The organism is Pseudomonas sp. WS 5051 (assembly GCF_012985715.1).
Lineage (GTDB): Bacteria > Pseudomonadota > Gammaproteobacteria > Pseudomonadales > Pseudomonadaceae > Aquipseudomonas > Aquipseudomonas bubulae.
On the sequence record NZ_JAAQWV010000006.1, the window covers coordinates 257,230 to 274,763 of the forward strand.

A 17,534-nucleotide genomic window follows, 5' to 3' on the forward strand; every position below is an offset into this window, starting at 1 on the left:
CTCACCCTGCTGACAAGCGGTTGCAGTTACGCATCGGATGCCGCGATGGCCTGCTTCATCAACAACGGTCAAGATTTCAGTAAAGTATTGGGCTGCTACAAACAGGCTCAAGCTGATCAGGCGCTGACGCATAAGTTCATCGGCTCAACATTGTTTCCCGGGGTGGAAAGACGTCGCTTCGAGCTTCAGTCCCAGCGCTGGACAGGGCATGACTTCGCTCGCCCGACCGACTGGGTTCACACTGTCGATATCTATATTCCGCAAGCTGCATTGAATAGCCAGGCACTATTGATCGCCAATAACGGGATCAATATCCCTGCAACCGACAAACCCCTGCAACCTTCAACAGACTTTACCGAAGAAATGGCACTCGGCATTGCCCGGCAAACGCAAACCATTGTGGTCTCTGTCAGCAATATCCCGAATCAGTACCTGACCTATACCGATGATGACCTGGCGCGTCGCGAAGATGACAGCGTGGCCCATAGCTGGTCTCTGTTTCTAAAAAACCCTGAGACCCGGCCATTTCTTTCGCTGCACATTCCCATGATGCTCACACTGGTCAAAGCCATGGACCTTGCCCAGCAGGAGCTCAAGCCATGGCAAATAGATCGTTTTATTGCTAGCGGCGCGTCCAAACGGGGGTGGGCGGTATGGATGACGGCGCTGACAGACTCGCGGGTGAGCGCAATAGCCCCCTTTGTTATCGATATTCTCAACACCAAAGCGGTTCTGAAACACACCTATGGTGCTTATGGTAAAAGCTGGCCGATTGCTTTCAATGCCTATCACCACGAAGGCATTACGCAACAGTTAGAAACGGCTGATTTCGACAAACTGATGCAGATAGAAGACCCTCTGCTCTATGTCAAATCATCAACCGACAGGATGACAATCCCCAAGTACATCGTGAATGCCAGCAGCGATGACTTTTTTCTCCCGGACAACGCACGGTTTTATTTTGACGCGTTGCCTGGAACAAAAATGCTCCGTGTCGCACCCAACGCAAGCCATTACGGGATCAAGGCATTTATCGAGAGTTCGTTGATTGCTTTACCAACCGACTGCAACAGAAACGTCCATTACCGACCCTAACAACCATCGAAAAAACCGAATCGGCAAGTTCAAAAATGCAACTTGGGTTTTCTGAACGCCCCACCAAACTGGTTCAATGGCGCGCGTTCAATCTCAATGATCGTGATTTCCGACTGGCCTGCGGTATCAGGTACGAAGCCACCTCGATTGTCATGACCGAAAACAACACGCTTACCGTTGAGTTGAACTCACCCGAAGAGGGCTGGAGCGCCAACTACATAGAGGCCACGATGGCCGACGGCCTGGTCATCAGTACGCCTGTACTGGTTTTGCCGCACACCTATCCGACCTGGACACCCAAACAAATCGGGCCTGCATGCAGAAACCTGAACGATCCAGCCTGAGATTAAATCCAGCCGCCCCACTGCAACACAAAAATCCCGATATTGGTGGTGATAGCCGCCATCAAGGTGGTGATCACGATAATCGCTGCTGCCAGCTCGTGATTACCATTGGCTGCCCGCGCCATGACATAACTGGCAGCCGCCGTAGGGCTGGCGAAGTACAGGAACAAAATCCCCAGTTCCGGCCCGCGAAAACCGCAGATCCAGGCGCCGAGGGTTGCCAGCAGCGGCATGCTGACCATTTTCACCAGGCTGGCGCTCAGCGCCATGTCGCCACTTTTGCGCAGGCTCGCCAATGACAGCGTGCCACCGATGCAAATCAGCGCCAGCGGCAAGGTCATCGCCGCCAGATACTCACCCGATGCCTGCAACCAGCCAGGCAAGCTGATCTTGAACAGCGCAAAGGGCACTGCAGCCAGAACACTGATGATCAGCGGGTTCTTGACCACACTTTTGCAGATACTCCACGGATCGGACTTGATGACCGGGCTGTAAACCGCCAATACGATGGTCGACAGGGTGTTGTAGAGCAGGATCACCAGGCCGGCGAGCACTGCCCCCAGTGAAATCCCGTAGTCGCCGTACATGCTGGCCGCCAGAGCCAGGCCGATAACCCCGTTATTACCGCGAAAAGCGCCCTGGGTGTAGATGCCGCGATCTTCCCGCGGGCAGCGCCAGATTGACCAGCCCCACGCCAGGGCAAAGCTGAACAGGGTCGCCGCGACAAAATACGCCAGCACCTTGGGCTGCAAGGCAGCCCTGAGGTCGGCGTGCAAAATACCCAAAAACAACAACGCCGGCATGGTGACGTTAAACACCAATGCCGACGCCGTATGGATAAAGTTGTCATTGATCCAGCCCACGCGCTTGAGCACCACGCCTAAAAACAGCATGGCAAACACGGGAGCCGTAATGGAGAGCGTCTGAAGGAATATAGCCAGCATGTCGGCGCTCTCGTGAAGACAGGACAGGTTGAAGCCTTCCAGGGGTCAGCTTCAACGACCTTTATTACATACCTTTGACGGCATAAATGCCGGCAGCATTACGCCAGTAGCCTTTGTAGTCCATACCATAGCCAAACACGTAACGGTCAATGCAAGGCAAGCCCGTGTAGTCGGCCTTCAGGTCAGGACGCGCCTTGCGGTCATGTTCCTTGTCGATCAATACCGCGGTATGCACCTGACGGGCACCGGCGTGTTTGCAGAAATCAACGATCGCGCTCAGGGTGTGACCTTCATCGAGGATGTCATCGATGATCAGTACATGACGGTCTATAAACGAGACTTCAGGCTTGGCTTTCCAGAACAGGTCACCACCCGTGGTTTCATTGCGATAGCGTGTCGCATGCAAATACGACGCTTCAAGCGGAAATTGCAGATGGGTAAGCAGCTTGCCGGAAAAAATCAGGCCGCCGTTCATCACACAAAATACCACTGGATTGGTCTCGGCCATTTCAGCCGTGATTTGCGCGCCAACGCGGGCAATGGCTGCCTCGACTTCAGCTTCGGTGTACAGGCAGTCAGCCTCTCGCATGATTTGACGGATATGCTCGAGATCAGCAGACATGACGCTCTCCAGGGGGTGTTGTGCAAGAAAAGCGGGCAAAGGTACGCATCCGCTTGGCTCAGATCAAGCATTTATGGACTAACGTGCAGTAATGTCTGTAGGACATCACCCCGGATTAGATTAATCTAGGCCGGTTTTTTTGCCTGCCCCCGGAGTTTTTCCCTATGCCTATCCGTGAGATACGCCATCCGCTAATCCGTCACAAACTCGGCCTGATGCGTCGTGCTGACATTAGCACGAAGAATTTCCGCGAGCTCGCTCAGGAAGTCGGCGCGTTGCTGACCTATGAAGCCACAAGTGACCTGACCCTCGAAACCTACGATATCGACGGCTGGTGTGGCACTGTTCAAGTTGAAAAAATCGCCGGTAAGAAAATTACCGTCGTCCCGATCCTGCGTGCAGGTATCGGCATGCTTGAAGGCGTCCTTAGCCTGATCCCGGGCGCCAAGGTCAGTGCTGTCGGCATTGCCCGCAATGAAGAAACCCTCCAGGCCCACACTTACCTGGAAAAACTGGTACCGGAAATCAACGAGCGTCTGGCGATGATTATCGACCCGATGCTGGCCACCGGTTCCTCGATGGTTGCCACCATTGATCTGCTGAAAAAAGCAGGCTGCAAGGAAATCCGCGCCATGGTGCTGGTTGCTGCGCCTGAAGGGATTGCAGCTGTTGAAGCCGCTCACCCGGACGTAACCATCTACACCGCCTCCATTGATGAGCGTTTGAACGAGCACGGCTACATCATTCCGGGCTTGGGTGATGCCGGCGACAAGATCTTCGGCACCAAGCAAAAGGACATTTAACATGCAGGACGAGTTCAACGACCCGCTCTGGCGCCAGATCATATCTGGCGCGCAGATGCTCTTCGTGGCCTTTGGCGCGTTGGTGTTGATGCCTTTGATTACAGGCCTGGACCCTAACGTTGCGCTGTTCACGGCGGGTCTCGGGACTCTGCTGTTCCAGATCGTGACCCGGCGCCAGGTGCCGGTCTTTCTGGCTTCGAGTTTCGCTTTCATTACTCCGATCATTCTCGCCAAGGGTCAGTTCGGCCTGGCCGCGACCATGGGCGGCGTGATGGCAGCCGGTTTCGTGTACACCTTTCTCGGTTTCGCGGTAAAGCTCAAGGGCACCGGTTTTATTGACCGCCTGCTGCCACCCGTGGTGATTGGCCCGGTGATTATCTCGATCGGCCTCGCGATGGCACCCATTGCTGCACACATGGCCATGGGTCGCGCTGAAGATGGCACCGAGCTGATTCACTATCAGACGGCCATGCTGATCTCGATGCCAGCACTGCTGACCACCTTGATCGTGGCCGTATTCGGCAAAGGGATTTTCCGTCTGGTGCCGATCATTGCCGGCGTGCTGGTAGGTTTTGGCATGGCGTTCTACTTCGGTGTTGTCGACACCGCCAAGATCGCTGCCGCCCCCTGGTTTGCGCTACCGCACTTCACCGCGCCCGAATTCAACTGGCAGGCGATTCTGTTTATCGTCCCCGTGGCACTTGCCCCGGCCATTGAACATATCGGCGGTGTCATTGCCGTAGGCAGCGTAACCGGTCGCGACTACCTGAAAAAACCGGGCCTGCACCGCACACTGTTCGGTGACGGCATTGCCACCACTGCAGCCGGCTTGCTGGGTGGCCCACCCAACACCACGTACGCCGAAGTGACAGGCGCGGTGATGCTGACCAAGAACTACAACCCGAAAATCATGACCTGGGCGGCGATCTTCGCCATCAGCCTGGCATTTATCGGCAAGTTCGGCGCACTGCTGCAAAGCATTCCAGTGCCGGTGATGGGCGGGATTCTGTGCCTGCTGTTCGGTTCGATTGCGGCGGTGGGCATGAACACCCTGATCCGCCATCAAGTCGACCTGAGCGAAGCACGCAACCTGGTAATCGTCTCGGTGACCCTGGTATTCGGGATTGGCGGCGTACTGATCGGTACGGGGATGGGGCCTGAGGACTTCGGTCTCAAAGGCATCGCGCTGTGCGCCATTGTGGCGATTGCGCTGAACCTGATCCTGCCGGGCAATGACAGCTGGAAGCACAAGAAAAAAGGTGACGGCCCCGTCATCTGACCTGTAATCCTTGTGGGAGCGGGCTTGCTCGCGATGGCATCACCTCTATCCAACAGATAGACCGCGTTGACTGCATCGCGAGCAAGCCCGCTCCCACAGGGGTTTTCTACAGGGCCAGCGGCGCCCTCTCACACAACGTGTTCAACGCCTGCGCCCACTGCGGGTGGTCATTGAGACACGGCACCAGCACCAACTCCTCGCCCCCCGCCTCGATAAACTGCTCGCGTCCGCGATCGCCAATCTCTTCCAGGGTTTCAATGCAATCGGCCACAAACGCCGGGCACATCACCAGAATCTTCTTTACCCCTTGCTTGGCCAACGCATCCAGACGCGCCTCAGTGTAGGGTTCAATCCACTTGGCCCGGCCCAGACGGGACTGGAACGCCACCGACCACTTCCCTTCAGGCAAGCCCATGCGCTCGGCAAAGGCCTGTGCGGTGCGCAGACACTGCGCCCGATAACAGGTGGCAAGTACCGCAGGCGATGCATTCTTGCAGCAGTCATCATTTTTGAAGCAGTGGTTGCCGGTCGGATCCAGCTTGTGTAAATGCCGCTCGGGCAAGCCGTGAAAGCTCAGCAGCAAGTGATCGTAATCCTGCTCCAGATGCGGTTGGGCACTTGCCACGAGAGCATCGAGGTATTCGGGCTGATCATAGAACGGTTGCAGGATGGAGAACTGGACAGGCAGCTTTTTGGCCTTTACCACCCGCTTGGCCTCTTCAATCACCGTGGTCACGGTGCTGTCGGCGAACTGCGGGTAAAGCGGCGCCAGAGTGACCTTTTTGATGCCCTGCGCAGCAATACGGGTCAACACGGTTTCAATCGATGGCTCGCCGTAACGCATTGCCAGCTCGACCGGGCCCTGGCTCCACTCTTTGGTCATGGCCTGTTGCAAACGGCGGCTCAGTTCCACCAGCGGCGAACCTTCCTTCCACCAGATCGAGGCATAGGCATGGGCCGATTGCTCGGGCCGCTTGATCAGAATCAGCGACACCAGCAAGCGTCGCACCGGCCACGGCAGATCGATGACGTACGGGTCCATTAAAAACTGATTCAAGTAGCTGCGTACATCCGCTACCGAAGTAGACGCCGGCGAACCCAGGTTAACCAGCAACAGCGCGTGATCGGTCATGCAACTTCCTATTTCAGGGGCGGGCGGCGACATCTTCGAGCGCCGCACGCAAATCGGTGAACTGAAAAGTAAAACCCGCTGCCAGCAGTTTTGCCGGTTGAGCCCGCTGGCCACCCAGCAACAAACCGGCCATCTCGCCGAGCAGCACACGTAACACAAAGGCAGGCATGGGCATAAAGGCCGGGCGGTGCAACACGCGACCCAGCACCTGAGCAAATTCGCCATTGCGTACCGGATGCGGCGCGCAGGCATTATAAGGACCGCTTGCGGCATTCTCATGCACAAGAAAATCAATCAGGGCGATTTGGTCATTGATATGAATCCACGGCATCCATTGCCGACCATTGCCTATCGGCCCGCCCAGCGCCAGCTTGAACGGCAACAACAGGCGCGACAAAAAGCCGCCTTCGGCCGCCAGCACCAGCCCCGTGCGCACCAGGACCACGCGCCCCCCCAAAACCTGTGCCCGCTGAGCGGTCTCTTCCCAGGCGATACACAAGTGGCTGGCGAAATCCTCACTCACCGTCGGCGACTCTTCTGTCAGCTCGCGCTCACCACCGTCGCCATACCAGCCCACCGCCGAACCCGATACCAGCACTGAAGGCTTTTGCGCACGACTTTGCAACCAACCCACAAGGGTCTCGGTCAAGGTGATGCGGCTGCTCCACAACAAAGCCTTGCGCTTGCGGGTCCAGGGCCGATCGGCAATCGGCGCGCCGGCCAGGTTGATCACCGCATCAATCGGCTCCTCACCAAGCTCTTCAAGCAGGGCAATCCCTTTGACCTGGGCACCGCATAATTGAGCCACCTGTTCGGGGCGCCGGCTCCACACACTGAGGCGATGGCCTTGCGCCAGCCAGTGACGACAGAGCTGACGCCCTATCAAGCCTGTACCGCCGGTCAGCAAAATGTGCATGAGTTGATCCTCACAAGGAGTTTTATCGGGAGCACTGGTCTATTTTTATATAAAGACCTTTTATCGGTCGTTGAGCTGATTTAAGAATAGGCCACATGGATCTGAAGCAAACACTAAAACCTATACTAAAAAACATAATTGTACAGGTATTGCCGACGGCGTAGTCTGTGCAAACAGAGATCGGGGGCCACAATGACTGTACCCATCGCAATTATCGGTGCCGGCATAGCCGGGCTGTCAGCCGCAAATGCCCTGCACAAGGCGGGGCATGCAATTCAATTGTTCGATAAAAGCCGGGGCAGCGGTGGACGCATGTCGAGCAAGCGCAGTGATGTCGGGGTACTGGACCTGGGGGCTCAGTATTTCACCGCACGCGACCGCCGTTTTGTCGATGAAGTCCAGCAATGGCAAGCCGAAGGCTGGGCCGCCGAGTGGGAACCGCACCTGTACCACTATAAAAATGGCCTGTTAAGCCCCTCACCCGACGAGCAAACCCGCTGGGTGGGCACGCCGCGCATGAGCGCCATTACCCGAGGCCTGCTGGGCCATTTGCCCGTGAGTTTCTCCTGCCAGATCACCGACCTTATACGCGGCGAAAAACGCTGGCACTTGCTGGATGCCGAAGGTGAGGAACACGGCCCGTTCAGCCACGTCATCATCGCCACTCCGGCACCACAAGCCACGTCCCTGCTGGCCAGCGCACCCAAGCTCGCAAGCGCTGCTGCCGGTGTGAAAATGGAACCGGCCTGGGCCGTGGCACTGGCGTTCGAATCCCCCCTCGACACGCCCATGGAAGGCTGCTTCGTGCAAGGCAGCCCGCTGGACTGGCTGGCCCGTAACCGCAGCAAACCCGGGCGCGACAGCCAGCCTGACACCTGGGTCCTGCACGCCACCAGTGCCTGGAGCAAACAGAACCTCGACCTGCCCAAAGAGTCAGTGATCGAACATCTGCACGGCGCATTTGCCGAGTTGATGCACTTCCCTACTCCCGCACCGATTTTCAGCCTGGCCCACCGCTGGCTCTACGCCCGCCCTGCTGCGGCGCATGAATGGGGCGCGCTGGCCGACTCCGATCTGGGCCTGTATGCCTGTGGGGACTGGTGCTTGTCAGGTCGCGTGGAAGGCGCCTGGCTCAGCGGCCAGGAAGCAGCGCGACGGCTGATCGAGCATCTGGATTGAAGCCACAACACGCGCCGCAGCAGCTGCCGCAGGAACGAGCAGCTGCTACGCGGGGTTAACAACCCTCCAAATACCTGTACAAGAAATTTGACTTGTACAACATCTGGCATATGATGAACTCAAGTTGTACATCACCAAAAAGATGTACAAGTAATTCTTGGAGGTTCGTCACATGCCCAGCCCCGCATCTGCCCGGCACAAACCCAAAATAGCCATCAGCGCCTGCTTGTTGGGGGCTGAAGTGCGGTTCAACGGCGGGCATAAAGAGTCACGCCTGTGCAGCCAGGCCCTGACCCAACACTTCGAATTTGTCCCGCTTTGCCCCGAGGTCGCCATCGGTCTGGGCATTCCGCGCCAGCCGGTGCGATTGGTGGGCAACCCCTTACAACCCCAGGCTGTCGGCACGGTCGACAGCACGCTGGACGTGACCCGGCCCCTGCACGACTACGGCGTGGAAATGGCCGCGGCGCACACCGATATCTGCGGCTACATCTTCATGCAGAAGTCACCTTCCTGTGGCCTGGAGCGGGTCAAGGTGTATCAGGACGGCGGACGCCCTGCCGAACTGAGCGGGCGCGGCATCTACGCCCGGGCATTCTGTGACGCTCAACCCGATTTACCCGTGGAAGAAGACGGCCGTTTGAACGACCCGGTGCTGCGGGAAAACTTCATGACCCGGGTGTACGCCTACAGCGCCTGGCAGGCACTACTCAAACAGGGCGTTACCCGCCGCTCACTGACCGAGTTTCATGCCCGCTACAAATATCTGCTGATGGCCCATCATCCGGTGCAGTACAAAACCCTCGGCAACCTGCTCGGCAGCCTTGGCAAGCAAGACCCTATGGGCATCGCACCGCAGTACTTCAGCGAACTGATGAAAGCCCTGAAAAAATGCGCCACCCGCCGCACCCACACCAATGTGCTGCAACATATCAGCGGCTACCTCAAGCAAGCCATCAGCGCCGAAGACAAGCAGGAAGTCCAGCAACTGATTGGCCAGTACCTGCACGGCATCGTGCCACTGGTGGTCCCGTTGACCCTGCTCAAGCATCACTTTCGCCTGCACCCCCACCCGTACATCTCGCGCCAGGTTTACCTGCAGCCGCACCCGGAAGACCTCAGCCTGCGTAATGCCATCTGACCATGAATGATGACCTGATCATGTCCAACACCCCTGGTACGGACTACAGCCAGGCACTGGCCGAAGGCTGGTTGCCCATCCGCGAAGTATCGCGCATCACCGGAGTGAATGCCGTGACCCTGCGTGCCTGGGAACGCCGCTACGGCTTGATCGTGCCGCACCGCACGGCCAAGGGCCATCGCCTGTTCTCGACCGAGCATATCCAGCGCATCCAGCAGATTTTGTTGTGGCTCAACCGTGGCGTGTCGGTCAGCCAGATCAAGCCGCTACTCAACGCGCCGCCTACTCTCGCCCCGGCACCTGACAGCGACTGGCAGGCGTGGCGGCAAACCATGATTGAAGCCATCAGTGAGCTGGCCGAACGCCGCCTCGACGACTGCTTTAACCAGGCAATGTCGCTCTACCCTGCCCGCCCGCTCTGCGAACAACTGCTGCTGCCTCTTTTGAGCGAGCTGGAACAACGCTGGCAAGGGCAGTTCGGTGCGCAATTGGAGCGGGTGTTTTTCCACTCCTGGCTGCGCAGCAAGCTGGGGGCACGGATTTATCACAACAACCGTTCGCTCAAGGGCGCGCCGGTACTGCTGATCAATCATTCCGACCTGCCCTTCGAGCCGCAACTGTGGCTGACCGCCTTGCTGGTCAGCAGCAGCCACTGCCCGGTCGAAGTCTTCGACGCACCTGTGCCCGGCGGCGAACTGGGCCTGGCTGTCGAGCATTTGAAGCCCCGCGCCGTGGTGCTGTATTCCAGCAAAACCCTCAATACCCATCAACTGCCCCGACTGCTGCAGGGTATCGACTGCCCGATCCTGATCGCCGGACCGACGGTATGCATCCACTTCGACCAGTTGTCCGTAAGTACAACCGAGATCGCAGGATTGTATCTGGCCCACAACCCGGTAGAGGCCCATCAACGCCTCAGCCAACTCGGCCTTTATCGCTAGGAAATGATATGCAACTGATCTGGCTGCGCACCGACTTGCGCCACGACGACAACACCGCCCTGAGCGCCGCTGCCAAACGCGGCCCCACCCTGGCCGTATACCTGATCAGCCCCGAGCAATGGCTGGCCCATGACGATGCGCCAAGCAAGGTAGACTTCTGGCTGCGCAATCTGCGCACGCTGAGCAACAGCCTGCAACAGCTCAATATTCCTTTGCTTATTCGTACTGCGCCCAGCTGGGACCAGGCGCCTGCGGTGCTCCTTGAGCTGTGCCAGCAGCACGGAGTTGAGGCGGTACACACCAACCAGGAATATGGCATCCATGAAACCCGCCGCGACCAGGCAGTTGCCCGGGCCCTTGAAGCCCAGGGCATCGAGTTTCACGGTTACCTCGACCAACTGTTGTTCCAGCCGGGCAGCATCCTCACGCAGTCGGGCTCGTACTTTCAGGTCTTCAGCCAGTTTCGCCGCATCTGCTACAACCGCCTGCACATGGCCTTGCCCAAGCTGGTTGCCAGGCCTGAAAAACAATCACCGCTGAATATCCAGAGCGACGTCATACCCAAGTCTGTCAGCGGTTTCGCCGTACCCAGCGATTCGCTGCGCGCATTGTGGCCAGCAGGCGAGGATCAGGCTCGCCAACGCCTGGCACAGTTTGCCGATGAGCAGATCCACTACTATCAGGACGAACGCGACCTGCCCGCCAAACCCGGTACCAGCCAGCTGTCGGCCTACCTCGCGGCAGGCGTGATCTCACCCCGCCAATGCCTGCACGCCGCATTGCAAAGCAACAACGGCGAGTTTGAAAGCGGCAGCCCGGGGGTATTTACCTGGATCACCGAGCTGCTGTGGCGCGAGTTCTACAAACATATCCTGGTGGGCTACCCACGGGTCTCACGTCACCGCGCCTTTCGTCCGGAAACCGAATACCTGCCCTGGCGCCACGCGCCGGATGAACTGGCCGCCTGGAAACAGGGCCGCACTGGCTTCCCGATTATCGACGCGGCCATCAGGCAACTGCTGGAAACCGGTTGGATGCACAACCGCCTGCGCATGGTAGTGGCTATGTTCCTGACCAAAAATCTGCTGATCGACTGGCGCGAGGGCGAGCGCTTTTTTATGCAGCATCTGATCGACGGTGATCTGGCCGCCAACAATGGCGGCTGGCAGTGGAGTTCATCCACGGGAACCGACTCGGTGCCGTATTTCCGTATTTTCAACCCGATCACCCAGTCCGAACGCTTCGACCCCGAGGGTAAATTTATCAAGCACTGGCTGCCCGAACTGGCCGAGCTGAACAAAAAACAGGTGCACAACCCCGCGTCGGTGGGCGGGCTGTTTGGCGTGGCGAATTACCCGGCGCCCATCGTCAACTTGAGCCAAAGCCGCGACCGCGCCTTGAGCGCGTTCAAAAATCTGCCCTCCCGGCAAATGCTGGAGGCCAGCCATGGCTGATCGGCGGCGGATCTGGCTCACGGGCGCGAGCAGCGGCATTGGTGCGCAAATGGCCGAAGAGTTGCTCAGTAGTGGCGCCCGGCTGGCATTGACAGCCCGCACGCTGGCGCCTTTGAAAGCCTTGTCCGACCGTTACCCCGGACAGGTCTTGCTGGTGCCCGGCGACCTGACCGACAGCCTGCAGGTACGCGAAATTGGCAAGCGCATCATCCAGGCCTGGGGCGCGCTGGACACCGTAATCCTCAATGCAGGCACCTGTGAGTATGTTGATGCCCGCCACTTCGACGCCGCACTGGTCGAGCGCGTGGTGCGCACCAACCTGCTGGCCAACAGCTATTGCCTGGAAAGCGCACTGCCACTGCTGCGCGCAGGCTCGCGCCCGCATCTGGTGGGAGTGGTCAGCTCGGTCACCTTATGGCCATTGCCACGGGCCGGGGCCTACGGTGCGTCAAAAGCCGGCCTGCGCTACTTGCTCGAATCGTTGCGCATCGATCTGGCCCAGGAACAGATCGATGTCACCCTGGTCAGCCCCGGCTTTGTCGATACCCCGCTCACTGAACACAATGACTTCCCGATGCCCATGCGCTGGCCTGCACACAAGGCGGCACGGCATATTTGCCAGCGCCTGGAAAAACGCCCGCTGGAGATCGCCTTCCCGACGCTGTTCATTGCCTCCTTGCGGCTGCTGGCAAACCTGCCAAAGCGCCTGCAAGTGGCGTTAGGCAAGCGTCTGGCACGTACATCCGACGGTAAGCCATCATGAAAATAGCGATCATTGGCAGCGGGATTTCAGGGCTGACCTGCGGCTACCTGCTGCATAAAGAACATGATGTCAGCGTGTTCGAGGCCAGCGACTGGATCGGCGGGCACACCCATACCGTCAATGTGAGCGTCAAAGGCCAAACCTATGCCGTGGACACCGGCTTTATTGTGTTCAACGATTGGACTTACCCTAATTTCATCAAATTGATGGAGCAATTGGGTGTTGGCTCCAAAGCCACTGAAATGAGTTTTTCAGTCCACGACACCGACAGCAACCTCGAATACAACGGCAATACCCTCAACAGCCTGTTCGCCCAGCGCAGCAACCTGTTGTCGCCCAGGTTCTGGGGCATGTTGCGCGATATTTTGCGTTTCAATCGCGAGGCCATTCGCGACCTGGACGAACAACGTATTGCCAGCAACACCCGGTTGGGCGACTACTTGCGACTGCGGGGTTATGGCTCGCGCTTTATCGAACACTATATCGTGCCGATGGGGGCTGCGATCTGGTCGATGTCCCTGGTCGAGATGCAGGCCTTTCCATTGCAGTTCTTTGTGCGCTTTTTCAAGAATCACGGCCTGCTCAGCGTCAGCAATCGCCCGCAATGGCGTGTGATTGAAGGCGGTTCCAGTAGCTACCTAAAACCCTTGAGCGCAGGATTTGCCGACAGGATTCGCCGCAACTGCACGGTTCTCCAGGTTGAACGCAATGCCGAAAGCGTTCTGGTGCACAGCGTTGGCGGTACTGAATCTTTCGACAAGGTGATCTTTGCCTGTCACAGCGACCAGGCCCTGAAGCTGCTGTCCAAGCCCTCGGTTGCCGAACAACAGATTCTGGGAGCCATGCCATACGCCGACAACGAGGTCGTGCTGCACACCGATACCCGATTACTACCCGACCGAAAGCTGGCTTGGGCTAGCTGGAATTATCGCCTGGGCGGTGCAGGGCAAAAACGTGCAGCCGTAACCTACGATATGAACATCCTGCAAGGGATTCAGAGCGAGACCACTTTTTGCGTCAGTCTCAACCAAACCGCAGCAATTGACCCGCTCAAAGTGCTGGCCAGCTACACCTATGCCCACCCGCAATACAGCCTGGACGCCGTCGCCGCGCAAGCGCGCTGGCAAGAACTGCTGGGCGCACAGCACAGCTACTTTTGTGGCGCTTATTGGGCCAACGGCTTCCATGAAGACGGCGTGGTCAGCGCCTTGCGCGTGGCCCAGGCCTTTGGTCAGCAATTATGAACAGCGCCCTGTACAGCGGCTGGATCGGCCATCGGCGCTTTGCTCCAAAGCCCCATGCCTTTCGCTATCAGATCGGCCTGTTGTATCTGGATCTGGATGAGCAAGACGCTGTACTGGGGCTTTCACCACTGGCAGGCAAAAGTCGCTTTGCGCCCTTCTCGTTTCGTGAAACCGATTACCTGAAAACCTTCACCGCAACCGGCATGCGCCTGATTGATGCGGTACGCCAGCAAGTTTCCAGCGCTTTGGGTTATACGCCGCAAGGCCCGATATGCGTGCTCACACAAGCCCGCAGTTGGGGGCTGTCCTTCAACCCGGTGAGCTTCTTCTATTGTTACGAAGCTGACGGAAAACTGGCCGCCCTCCTGTGTGAAGTCACCAATACGCCTTGGCGCGAACGTTATCACTATGTGCTTCCCGCCAATGGAGACGGTTTTTCCCACGTTGCCGTGGCCAAAGCCTTCCACGTATCACCTTTTCTGCCACGGGATCTGGAATACCACATGAGCTTCAGCCCGCCCCAGGCCCGGCTCGGGGTGCATATGGCCGACTGGCAAGGTGATCTGAAACTGTTTGATGCCACCCTCAACCTGCAACGCACTCCCCTGGACCGCCCGGGCCTGCACCGCTATCTGCGGCAGTTCCCGTGGATGACCGCCAAAACCTGCCTGGCCATTTACTGGCAAGCGTTGCGCCTGTTTCTTAAACGCACACCGATTTTTTCCCACCAGGCCGCCGACGGCGCCTTTCGCATTGCCGCCCTGCAACCCAAGGATCAACGCCATGAAGAGCCCTAGCCTGGTGAGCAAAACCTCACTGTCGACTACCCATAACCTGACCAGCGCACTACTGCGTCGCGGGGTGCTGCGCCAGCTCAGTCAATTGAAAAGCGGGCATCTGGTGGTCACCGAAAACGGTGAACGCCTGATCTTCGGTGACAGCGGCGCGGGCCTGGTCGGCGAGGTGCAGATTCACGATACAAGTGTCTGGGGCATGATCGCCAGCAACGGCTCGATTGGCGCCGGCGAAGCCTTTATTCATGGCTACTGGAGTTCACCTGACCTGACCAAAGTGATCCGCGTACTGGTCAGCAACATGGACGTGCTTGATGCCATGGAAGGTGGCCTGGCCCGCCTGGGTCGCCCGCTGATACGCGGCTTGCACTGGATCAATCGCAACACCCGCAAGGGCTCGCAAAAAAACATTGCTGCGCATTACGACCTGGGTAATGACATGTTCGAGCAATTCCTCGACCCGACCATGATGTATTCCGCCGCGCAGTTCTTAACGGCTGACGACACCCTGGAGCAAGCCCAGCTTAACAAGCTGCAGCGCATCTGCCAGAAGCTCGACCTCAAGCCCGCAGACCATTTGCTGGAAATCGGTACCGGCTGGGGCAGCATGGCGCTGTATGCAGCGCAACATTACGGCTGCAAGGTGACGACGACTACATTGTCCAAAGAGCAATTCGACTACACCCAAACCCGCATCGAGGCGCTGGGCTTACAAGAGCAAGTAACGTTACTGCTGGAGGATTACCGCGACCTGACCGGGCAATACGACAAGCTGGTGTCGATCGAGATGATCGAAGCAGTCGGCCATCACTTCTTGCCCAGTTACTTCAAGCAATGCGCCCGCTTGCTCAAGCCCCACGGCCTGATGCTGCTGCAAGCCATCACCATTCGCGAGCAGCGTTACGAGCAGGCAAAAAGTAGCGTGGACTTTATCCAGCGCTACATCTTTCCCGGTGGTGCACTGCCTAGCGTGCAAAAAATGCTCGAAATTGTCGGCAAGGACACCGATATGAATCTGATGCATATGGAGGATTTTGGCCTGCACTACGCCAAAACCCTGCGCTTGTGGCATGAGAACTTTCGCCGCGCACACGGCCGTTTAACGGAATTGGGCTACGACGAATACTTTCTGCGCCTGTGGGAGTTTTACCTGTGCTACTGCGAGGGCGGCTTTCTCGAGCGCAGCATCGGCACCGCACAATTGTTGCTGGCCAAGCCGGCGGCCATGCCCGAACCATTGCTTGGCCGGTTCAATGCTTAAAAACCTGGTAAATGCCGGGCTGTTCCAGCTCGGCTGGTTTGCCTGTGTACTGGGAGGCAACAGCCTGTGGTTGCTGCTGGCCGCGGGCGCCCTGCTGGTGCATCTGCTGTTTATCAGCCGCTCATTGGCAGAAGTGCGCCTGGTAGTGGTCGTGTGCGTGCTCGGCAGTACGGTGGACAGCCTGTTGCTCAATGCCGATGTTTTCGCCTTCAAGCAGCCCGGCATAGTGATTCCGTTCTGGCTGATGTTGCTTTGGGCCCTGCTGGCCATCACCTTGAACCACTGCCTGGCGTGGACTGCCAAGCCCTGGTGGCGTGCTGTTTTGCTGGGAGCCATCGGTGGACCGCTGTCGTATTACGCCGGGCAACGTCTGGGCGCGGTGCAATTCCCGCTGGGCCTGTGGCCGACGCTGGCCGGGTTGAGCCTGTTGTGGGCTGGGTTGTTTGCGGTCCTTGTAGCGATTGCCGACAGGCTACGTCCGGTTGCGCAGCAAGCGTAAATCCTGAGAGCGAGTTTCATCTGGCAAACCGCAATGGCTGACTTTACGACGGCTGCGGCAGCTGCAAGGTCTGAAGGAAATTTTAACTGTGGGAGCGAGCCTGCTCGCGAAAGTCGTTCGCGAGCAGGCTCGCTCCCACAGGGAGGGTTGACCGGCAACAGAGTATCTACGGGGGGTTATACATCTGCGTTCATCAGCACATTCACACCTGATGCCAGCACTGCCTTACACTGCACGCCTATGACCAACATCCCCCTGACCGAAATTACCGAACCCGCCGTTACCTGTTCAACGTGCGCGGCATGCTGCTGCCAGCTGGAAGTGATGCTGATCACCGATACCGGTGTGCCCGAGCGTTTTATTGCAGAGGATGACTGGGGCGGCGAAGTGATGCTGCGCCTGGATGATGGTTGGTGTGCGGCTTTGGACCGCAACACCATGATGTGCACCATCTATGAGCTTCGACCACTGATTTGCCGCGAGTTCGAAATGGGCGAAGTCGAATGCCTCAATGAACGCCAGGGCATTGCCACGGCGTATCGCTAAATACCTGCCCCTACAGCGGCATGGTGTAGTGCAGCGCATAGCTTTCTACGCCGTCATTGGTGCTGGAGATCCCGGCATTGGAATAGTGGGTCGCACGTATCCCGACCTCATGACCACCGGCAAAGCGCAGGCCAAACCCCAAACGGTCTTCAAACTGGAAAGCTGTTCCCAGACGGTTGCCCTCCACTTCAGTGTGCGAGAACAACGCCACCCCGATCCCGGCTTCGAGATAGGGCTTAACGCTTCCACCGGCAAATTCGTACACCAGCACGGGCGAGAACGACAGGCTATTACTCGCGGATGACTTGTCACCTTCCCAGTAGGTGTAAGCCCCATCCCAATAGCCGGTCAGACGCCCCACATCACTTTGTAGCCAGCTTTTGTCCCAATCAGATTTCAAGCCCAGACGGTAGGTCATGGTCGATTCGCTGGTGTGCCCCACCGCAAATTCAAGCCCGGCAGCCTGTGCAGTAAAACTTTGCCCCAGTGCAGCGGCTGCAAGCGCAGCCAAACAAAACAGTCGCTTCATAAGAAAATCCTATTTTCATATGCCCATGTCAGTAGTTATGCGCTTCAT

17 protein-coding genes and 1 pseudogene are annotated in these 17,534 nt (G+C 57.9%); 13 read left to right on the forward strand and 5 right to left on the reverse strand.

Translation table 11 applies throughout. The annotated features are described in order from the left end of the window. Positions 1 to 45: 45 nt before the first annotated feature. Positions 46 to 1,439, forward strand: a pseudogene (locus HBN79_RS12500) (PhoPQ-activated protein PqaA family protein). 2 nt (positions 1,440 to 1,441) lie between these two features. On the opposite strand, the gene HBN79_RS12505 reads toward HBN79_RS12500, so the two are convergent. Next, positions 1,442 to 2,383: an AEC family transporter gene (locus tag HBN79_RS12505; protein WP_095001119.1), complete on the reverse strand. Its 942-nt coding sequence runs from the start codon at positions 2,381 to 2,383 to the stop codon at positions 1,442 to 1,444. A gap of 64 nt (positions 2,384 to 2,447) precedes the next feature. Beyond that, positions 2,448 to 3,005, reverse strand: coding sequence for a hypoxanthine-guanine phosphoribosyltransferase (locus tag HBN79_RS12510; RefSeq protein ID WP_095018249.1), 558 nt, complete (start codon positions 3,003 to 3,005; stop codon positions 2,448 to 2,450). A gap of 164 nt (positions 3,006 to 3,169) precedes the next feature. Here HBN79_RS12510 and upp point away from each other — a divergent pair, with 164 nt between their 5' ends. Beyond that, positions 3,170 to 3,808, forward strand: a complete 639-nt coding sequence (gene upp, locus HBN79_RS12515; protein ID WP_095001117.1) for a uracil phosphoribosyltransferase — start codon at positions 3,170 to 3,172, stop codon at positions 3,806 to 3,808. 1 nt (position 3,809) lies between these two features. Continuing rightward, complete coding sequence (locus HBN79_RS12520; protein ID WP_095001116.1) at positions 3,810 to 5,087, forward strand: uracil-xanthine permease family protein; 1,278 nt, start codon at positions 3,810 to 3,812, stop codon at positions 5,085 to 5,087. 106 nt (positions 5,088 to 5,193) lie between these two features. Here HBN79_RS12520 and hemH read toward each other — a convergent pair whose 3' ends face one another. Beyond that, positions 5,194 to 6,219, reverse strand: coding sequence for a ferrochelatase (gene hemH / locus HBN79_RS12525; RefSeq protein WP_095001115.1), 1,026 nt, complete (start codon positions 6,217 to 6,219; stop codon positions 5,194 to 5,196). Positions 6,220 to 6,232: 13 nt separating this feature from the next. After that, positions 6,233 to 7,135 (reverse strand): TIGR01777 family oxidoreductase, encoded by a 903-nt coding sequence (locus tag HBN79_RS12530; protein ID WP_169916758.1) that lies wholly within the window; start codon positions 7,133 to 7,135, stop codon positions 6,233 to 6,235. Positions 7,136 to 7,327: 192 nt separating this feature from the next. Here HBN79_RS12530 and HBN79_RS12535 point away from each other — a divergent pair, with 192 nt between their 5' ends. The 10 genes from HBN79_RS12535 (at position 7,328) to HBN79_RS12580 (ending at position 16,957) form a co-directional block, all read left to right on the forward strand. Further along, entirely contained in the window at positions 7,328 to 8,314 is a 987-nt protein-coding gene (locus tag HBN79_RS12535; RefSeq protein ID WP_095001113.1) for an FAD-dependent oxidoreductase, read from the forward strand. Between the two features lie 172 nt (positions 8,315 to 8,486). Beyond that, entirely contained in the window at positions 8,487 to 9,455 is a 969-nt protein-coding gene (locus tag HBN79_RS12540; protein WP_095001112.1) for a DUF523 and DUF1722 domain-containing protein, read from the forward strand. A 2-nt stretch (positions 9,456 to 9,457) separates the two neighbouring features. Continuing rightward, entirely contained in the window at positions 9,458 to 10,396 is a 939-nt protein-coding gene (locus tag HBN79_RS12545) for a MerR family transcriptional regulator (protein ID WP_095001111.1), read from the forward strand. An 8-nt stretch (positions 10,397 to 10,404) separates the two neighbouring features. Next, positions 10,405 to 11,850, forward strand: coding sequence for a deoxyribodipyrimidine photo-lyase (gene phrB / locus HBN79_RS12550; RefSeq protein ID WP_095018250.1), 1,446 nt, complete (start codon positions 10,405 to 10,407; stop codon positions 11,848 to 11,850). Further along, entirely contained in the window at positions 11,843 to 12,613 is a 771-nt protein-coding gene (locus tag HBN79_RS12555; RefSeq protein WP_095018251.1) for an SDR family NAD(P)-dependent oxidoreductase, read from the forward strand. Before phrB ends, HBN79_RS12555 begins: the two co-directional genes overlap by 8 nt. Next, positions 12,610 to 13,857, forward strand: coding sequence for an FAD-dependent oxidoreductase (locus HBN79_RS12560; protein ID WP_169916759.1), 1,248 nt, complete (start codon positions 12,610 to 12,612; stop codon positions 13,855 to 13,857). Before HBN79_RS12555 ends, HBN79_RS12560 begins: the two co-directional genes overlap by 4 nt. Continuing rightward, positions 13,854 to 14,654, forward strand: coding sequence for a DUF1365 domain-containing protein (locus tag HBN79_RS12565; protein ID WP_095020519.1), 801 nt, complete (start codon positions 13,854 to 13,856; stop codon positions 14,652 to 14,654). The genes HBN79_RS12560 and HBN79_RS12565 overlap by 4 nt, the downstream gene beginning before the upstream one ends. Next, positions 14,641 to 15,912: a cyclopropane-fatty-acyl-phospholipid synthase family protein gene (locus tag HBN79_RS12570; protein WP_095020518.1), complete on the forward strand. Its 1,272-nt coding sequence runs from the start codon at positions 14,641 to 14,643 to the stop codon at positions 15,910 to 15,912. The genes HBN79_RS12565 and HBN79_RS12570 overlap by 14 nt, the downstream gene beginning before the upstream one ends. Beyond that, on the forward strand, positions 15,905 to 16,411 hold the full coding sequence (locus HBN79_RS12575) for a DUF2878 domain-containing protein (RefSeq protein WP_095018254.1): 507 nt from the start codon (positions 15,905 to 15,907) through the stop codon (positions 16,409 to 16,411). Before HBN79_RS12570 ends, HBN79_RS12575 begins: the two co-directional genes overlap by 8 nt. A gap of 240 nt (positions 16,412 to 16,651) precedes the next feature. Next, positions 16,652 to 16,957, forward strand: a complete 306-nt coding sequence (locus HBN79_RS12580; protein ID WP_095001104.1) for a YkgJ family cysteine cluster protein — start codon at positions 16,652 to 16,654, stop codon at positions 16,955 to 16,957. A 10-nt stretch (positions 16,958 to 16,967) separates the two neighbouring features. Here the strand turns inward: HBN79_RS12580 and HBN79_RS12585 are convergent, their stop codons facing one another. After that, positions 16,968 to 17,486 (reverse strand): acyloxyacyl hydrolase, encoded by a 519-nt coding sequence (locus HBN79_RS12585; protein ID WP_095001103.1) that lies wholly within the window; start codon positions 17,484 to 17,486, stop codon positions 16,968 to 16,970. Positions 17,487 to 17,534 lie beyond the last annotated feature (48 nt).

Bases quoted from the DNA above. Each gene is read 5' to 3' on its own strand.
- HBN79_RS12505 (WP_095001119.1), bottom strand. From the start codon at position 2,383: ATGCTGGCTATATTCCTTCAGACGCTCTCCATTACGGCTCCCGTGTTT.
- HBN79_RS12510 (WP_095018249.1), bottom strand. From the start codon at position 3,005: ATGTCTGCTGATCTCGAGCATATCCGTCAAATCATGCGAGAGGCTGAC.
- upp (WP_095001117.1), top strand. From the start codon at position 3,170: ATGCCTATCCGTGAGATACGCCATCCGCTAATCCGTCACAAACTCGGC.
- HBN79_RS12520 (WP_095001116.1), top strand. From the start codon at position 3,810: ATGCAGGACGAGTTCAACGACCCGCTCTGGCGCCAGATCATATCTGGC.
- hemH (WP_095001115.1), bottom strand. From the start codon at position 6,219: ATGACCGATCACGCGCTGTTGCTGGTTAACCTGGGTTCGCCGGCGTCT.
- HBN79_RS12530 (WP_169916758.1), bottom strand. From the start codon at position 7,135: ATGCACATTTTGCTGACCGGCGGTACAGGCTTGATAGGGCGTCAGCTC.
- HBN79_RS12535 (WP_095001113.1), top strand. From the start codon at position 7,328: ATGACTGTACCCATCGCAATTATCGGTGCCGGCATAGCCGGGCTGTCA.
- HBN79_RS12540 (WP_095001112.1), top strand. From the start codon at position 8,487: ATGCCCAGCCCCGCATCTGCCCGGCACAAACCCAAAATAGCCATCAGC.
- HBN79_RS12545 (WP_095001111.1), top strand. From the start codon at position 9,458: ATGAATGATGACCTGATCATGTCCAACACCCCTGGTACGGACTACAGC.
- phrB (WP_095018250.1), top strand. From the start codon at position 10,405: ATGCAACTGATCTGGCTGCGCACCGACTTGCGCCACGACGACAACACC.
- HBN79_RS12555 (WP_095018251.1), top strand. From the start codon at position 11,843: ATGGCTGATCGGCGGCGGATCTGGCTCACGGGCGCGAGCAGCGGCATT.
- HBN79_RS12560 (WP_169916759.1), top strand. From the start codon at position 12,610: ATGAAAATAGCGATCATTGGCAGCGGGATTTCAGGGCTGACCTGCGGC.
- HBN79_RS12565 (WP_095020519.1), top strand. From the start codon at position 13,854: ATGAACAGCGCCCTGTACAGCGGCTGGATCGGCCATCGGCGCTTTGCT.
- HBN79_RS12570 (WP_095020518.1), top strand. From the start codon at position 14,641: ATGAAGAGCCCTAGCCTGGTGAGCAAAACCTCACTGTCGACTACCCAT.
- HBN79_RS12575 (WP_095018254.1), top strand. From the start codon at position 15,905: ATGCTTAAAAACCTGGTAAATGCCGGGCTGTTCCAGCTCGGCTGGTTT.
- HBN79_RS12580 (WP_095001104.1), top strand. From the start codon at position 16,652: ATGACCAACATCCCCCTGACCGAAATTACCGAACCCGCCGTTACCTGT.
- HBN79_RS12585 (WP_095001103.1), bottom strand. From the start codon at position 17,486: ATGAAGCGACTGTTTTGTTTGGCTGCGCTTGCAGCCGCTGCACTGGGG.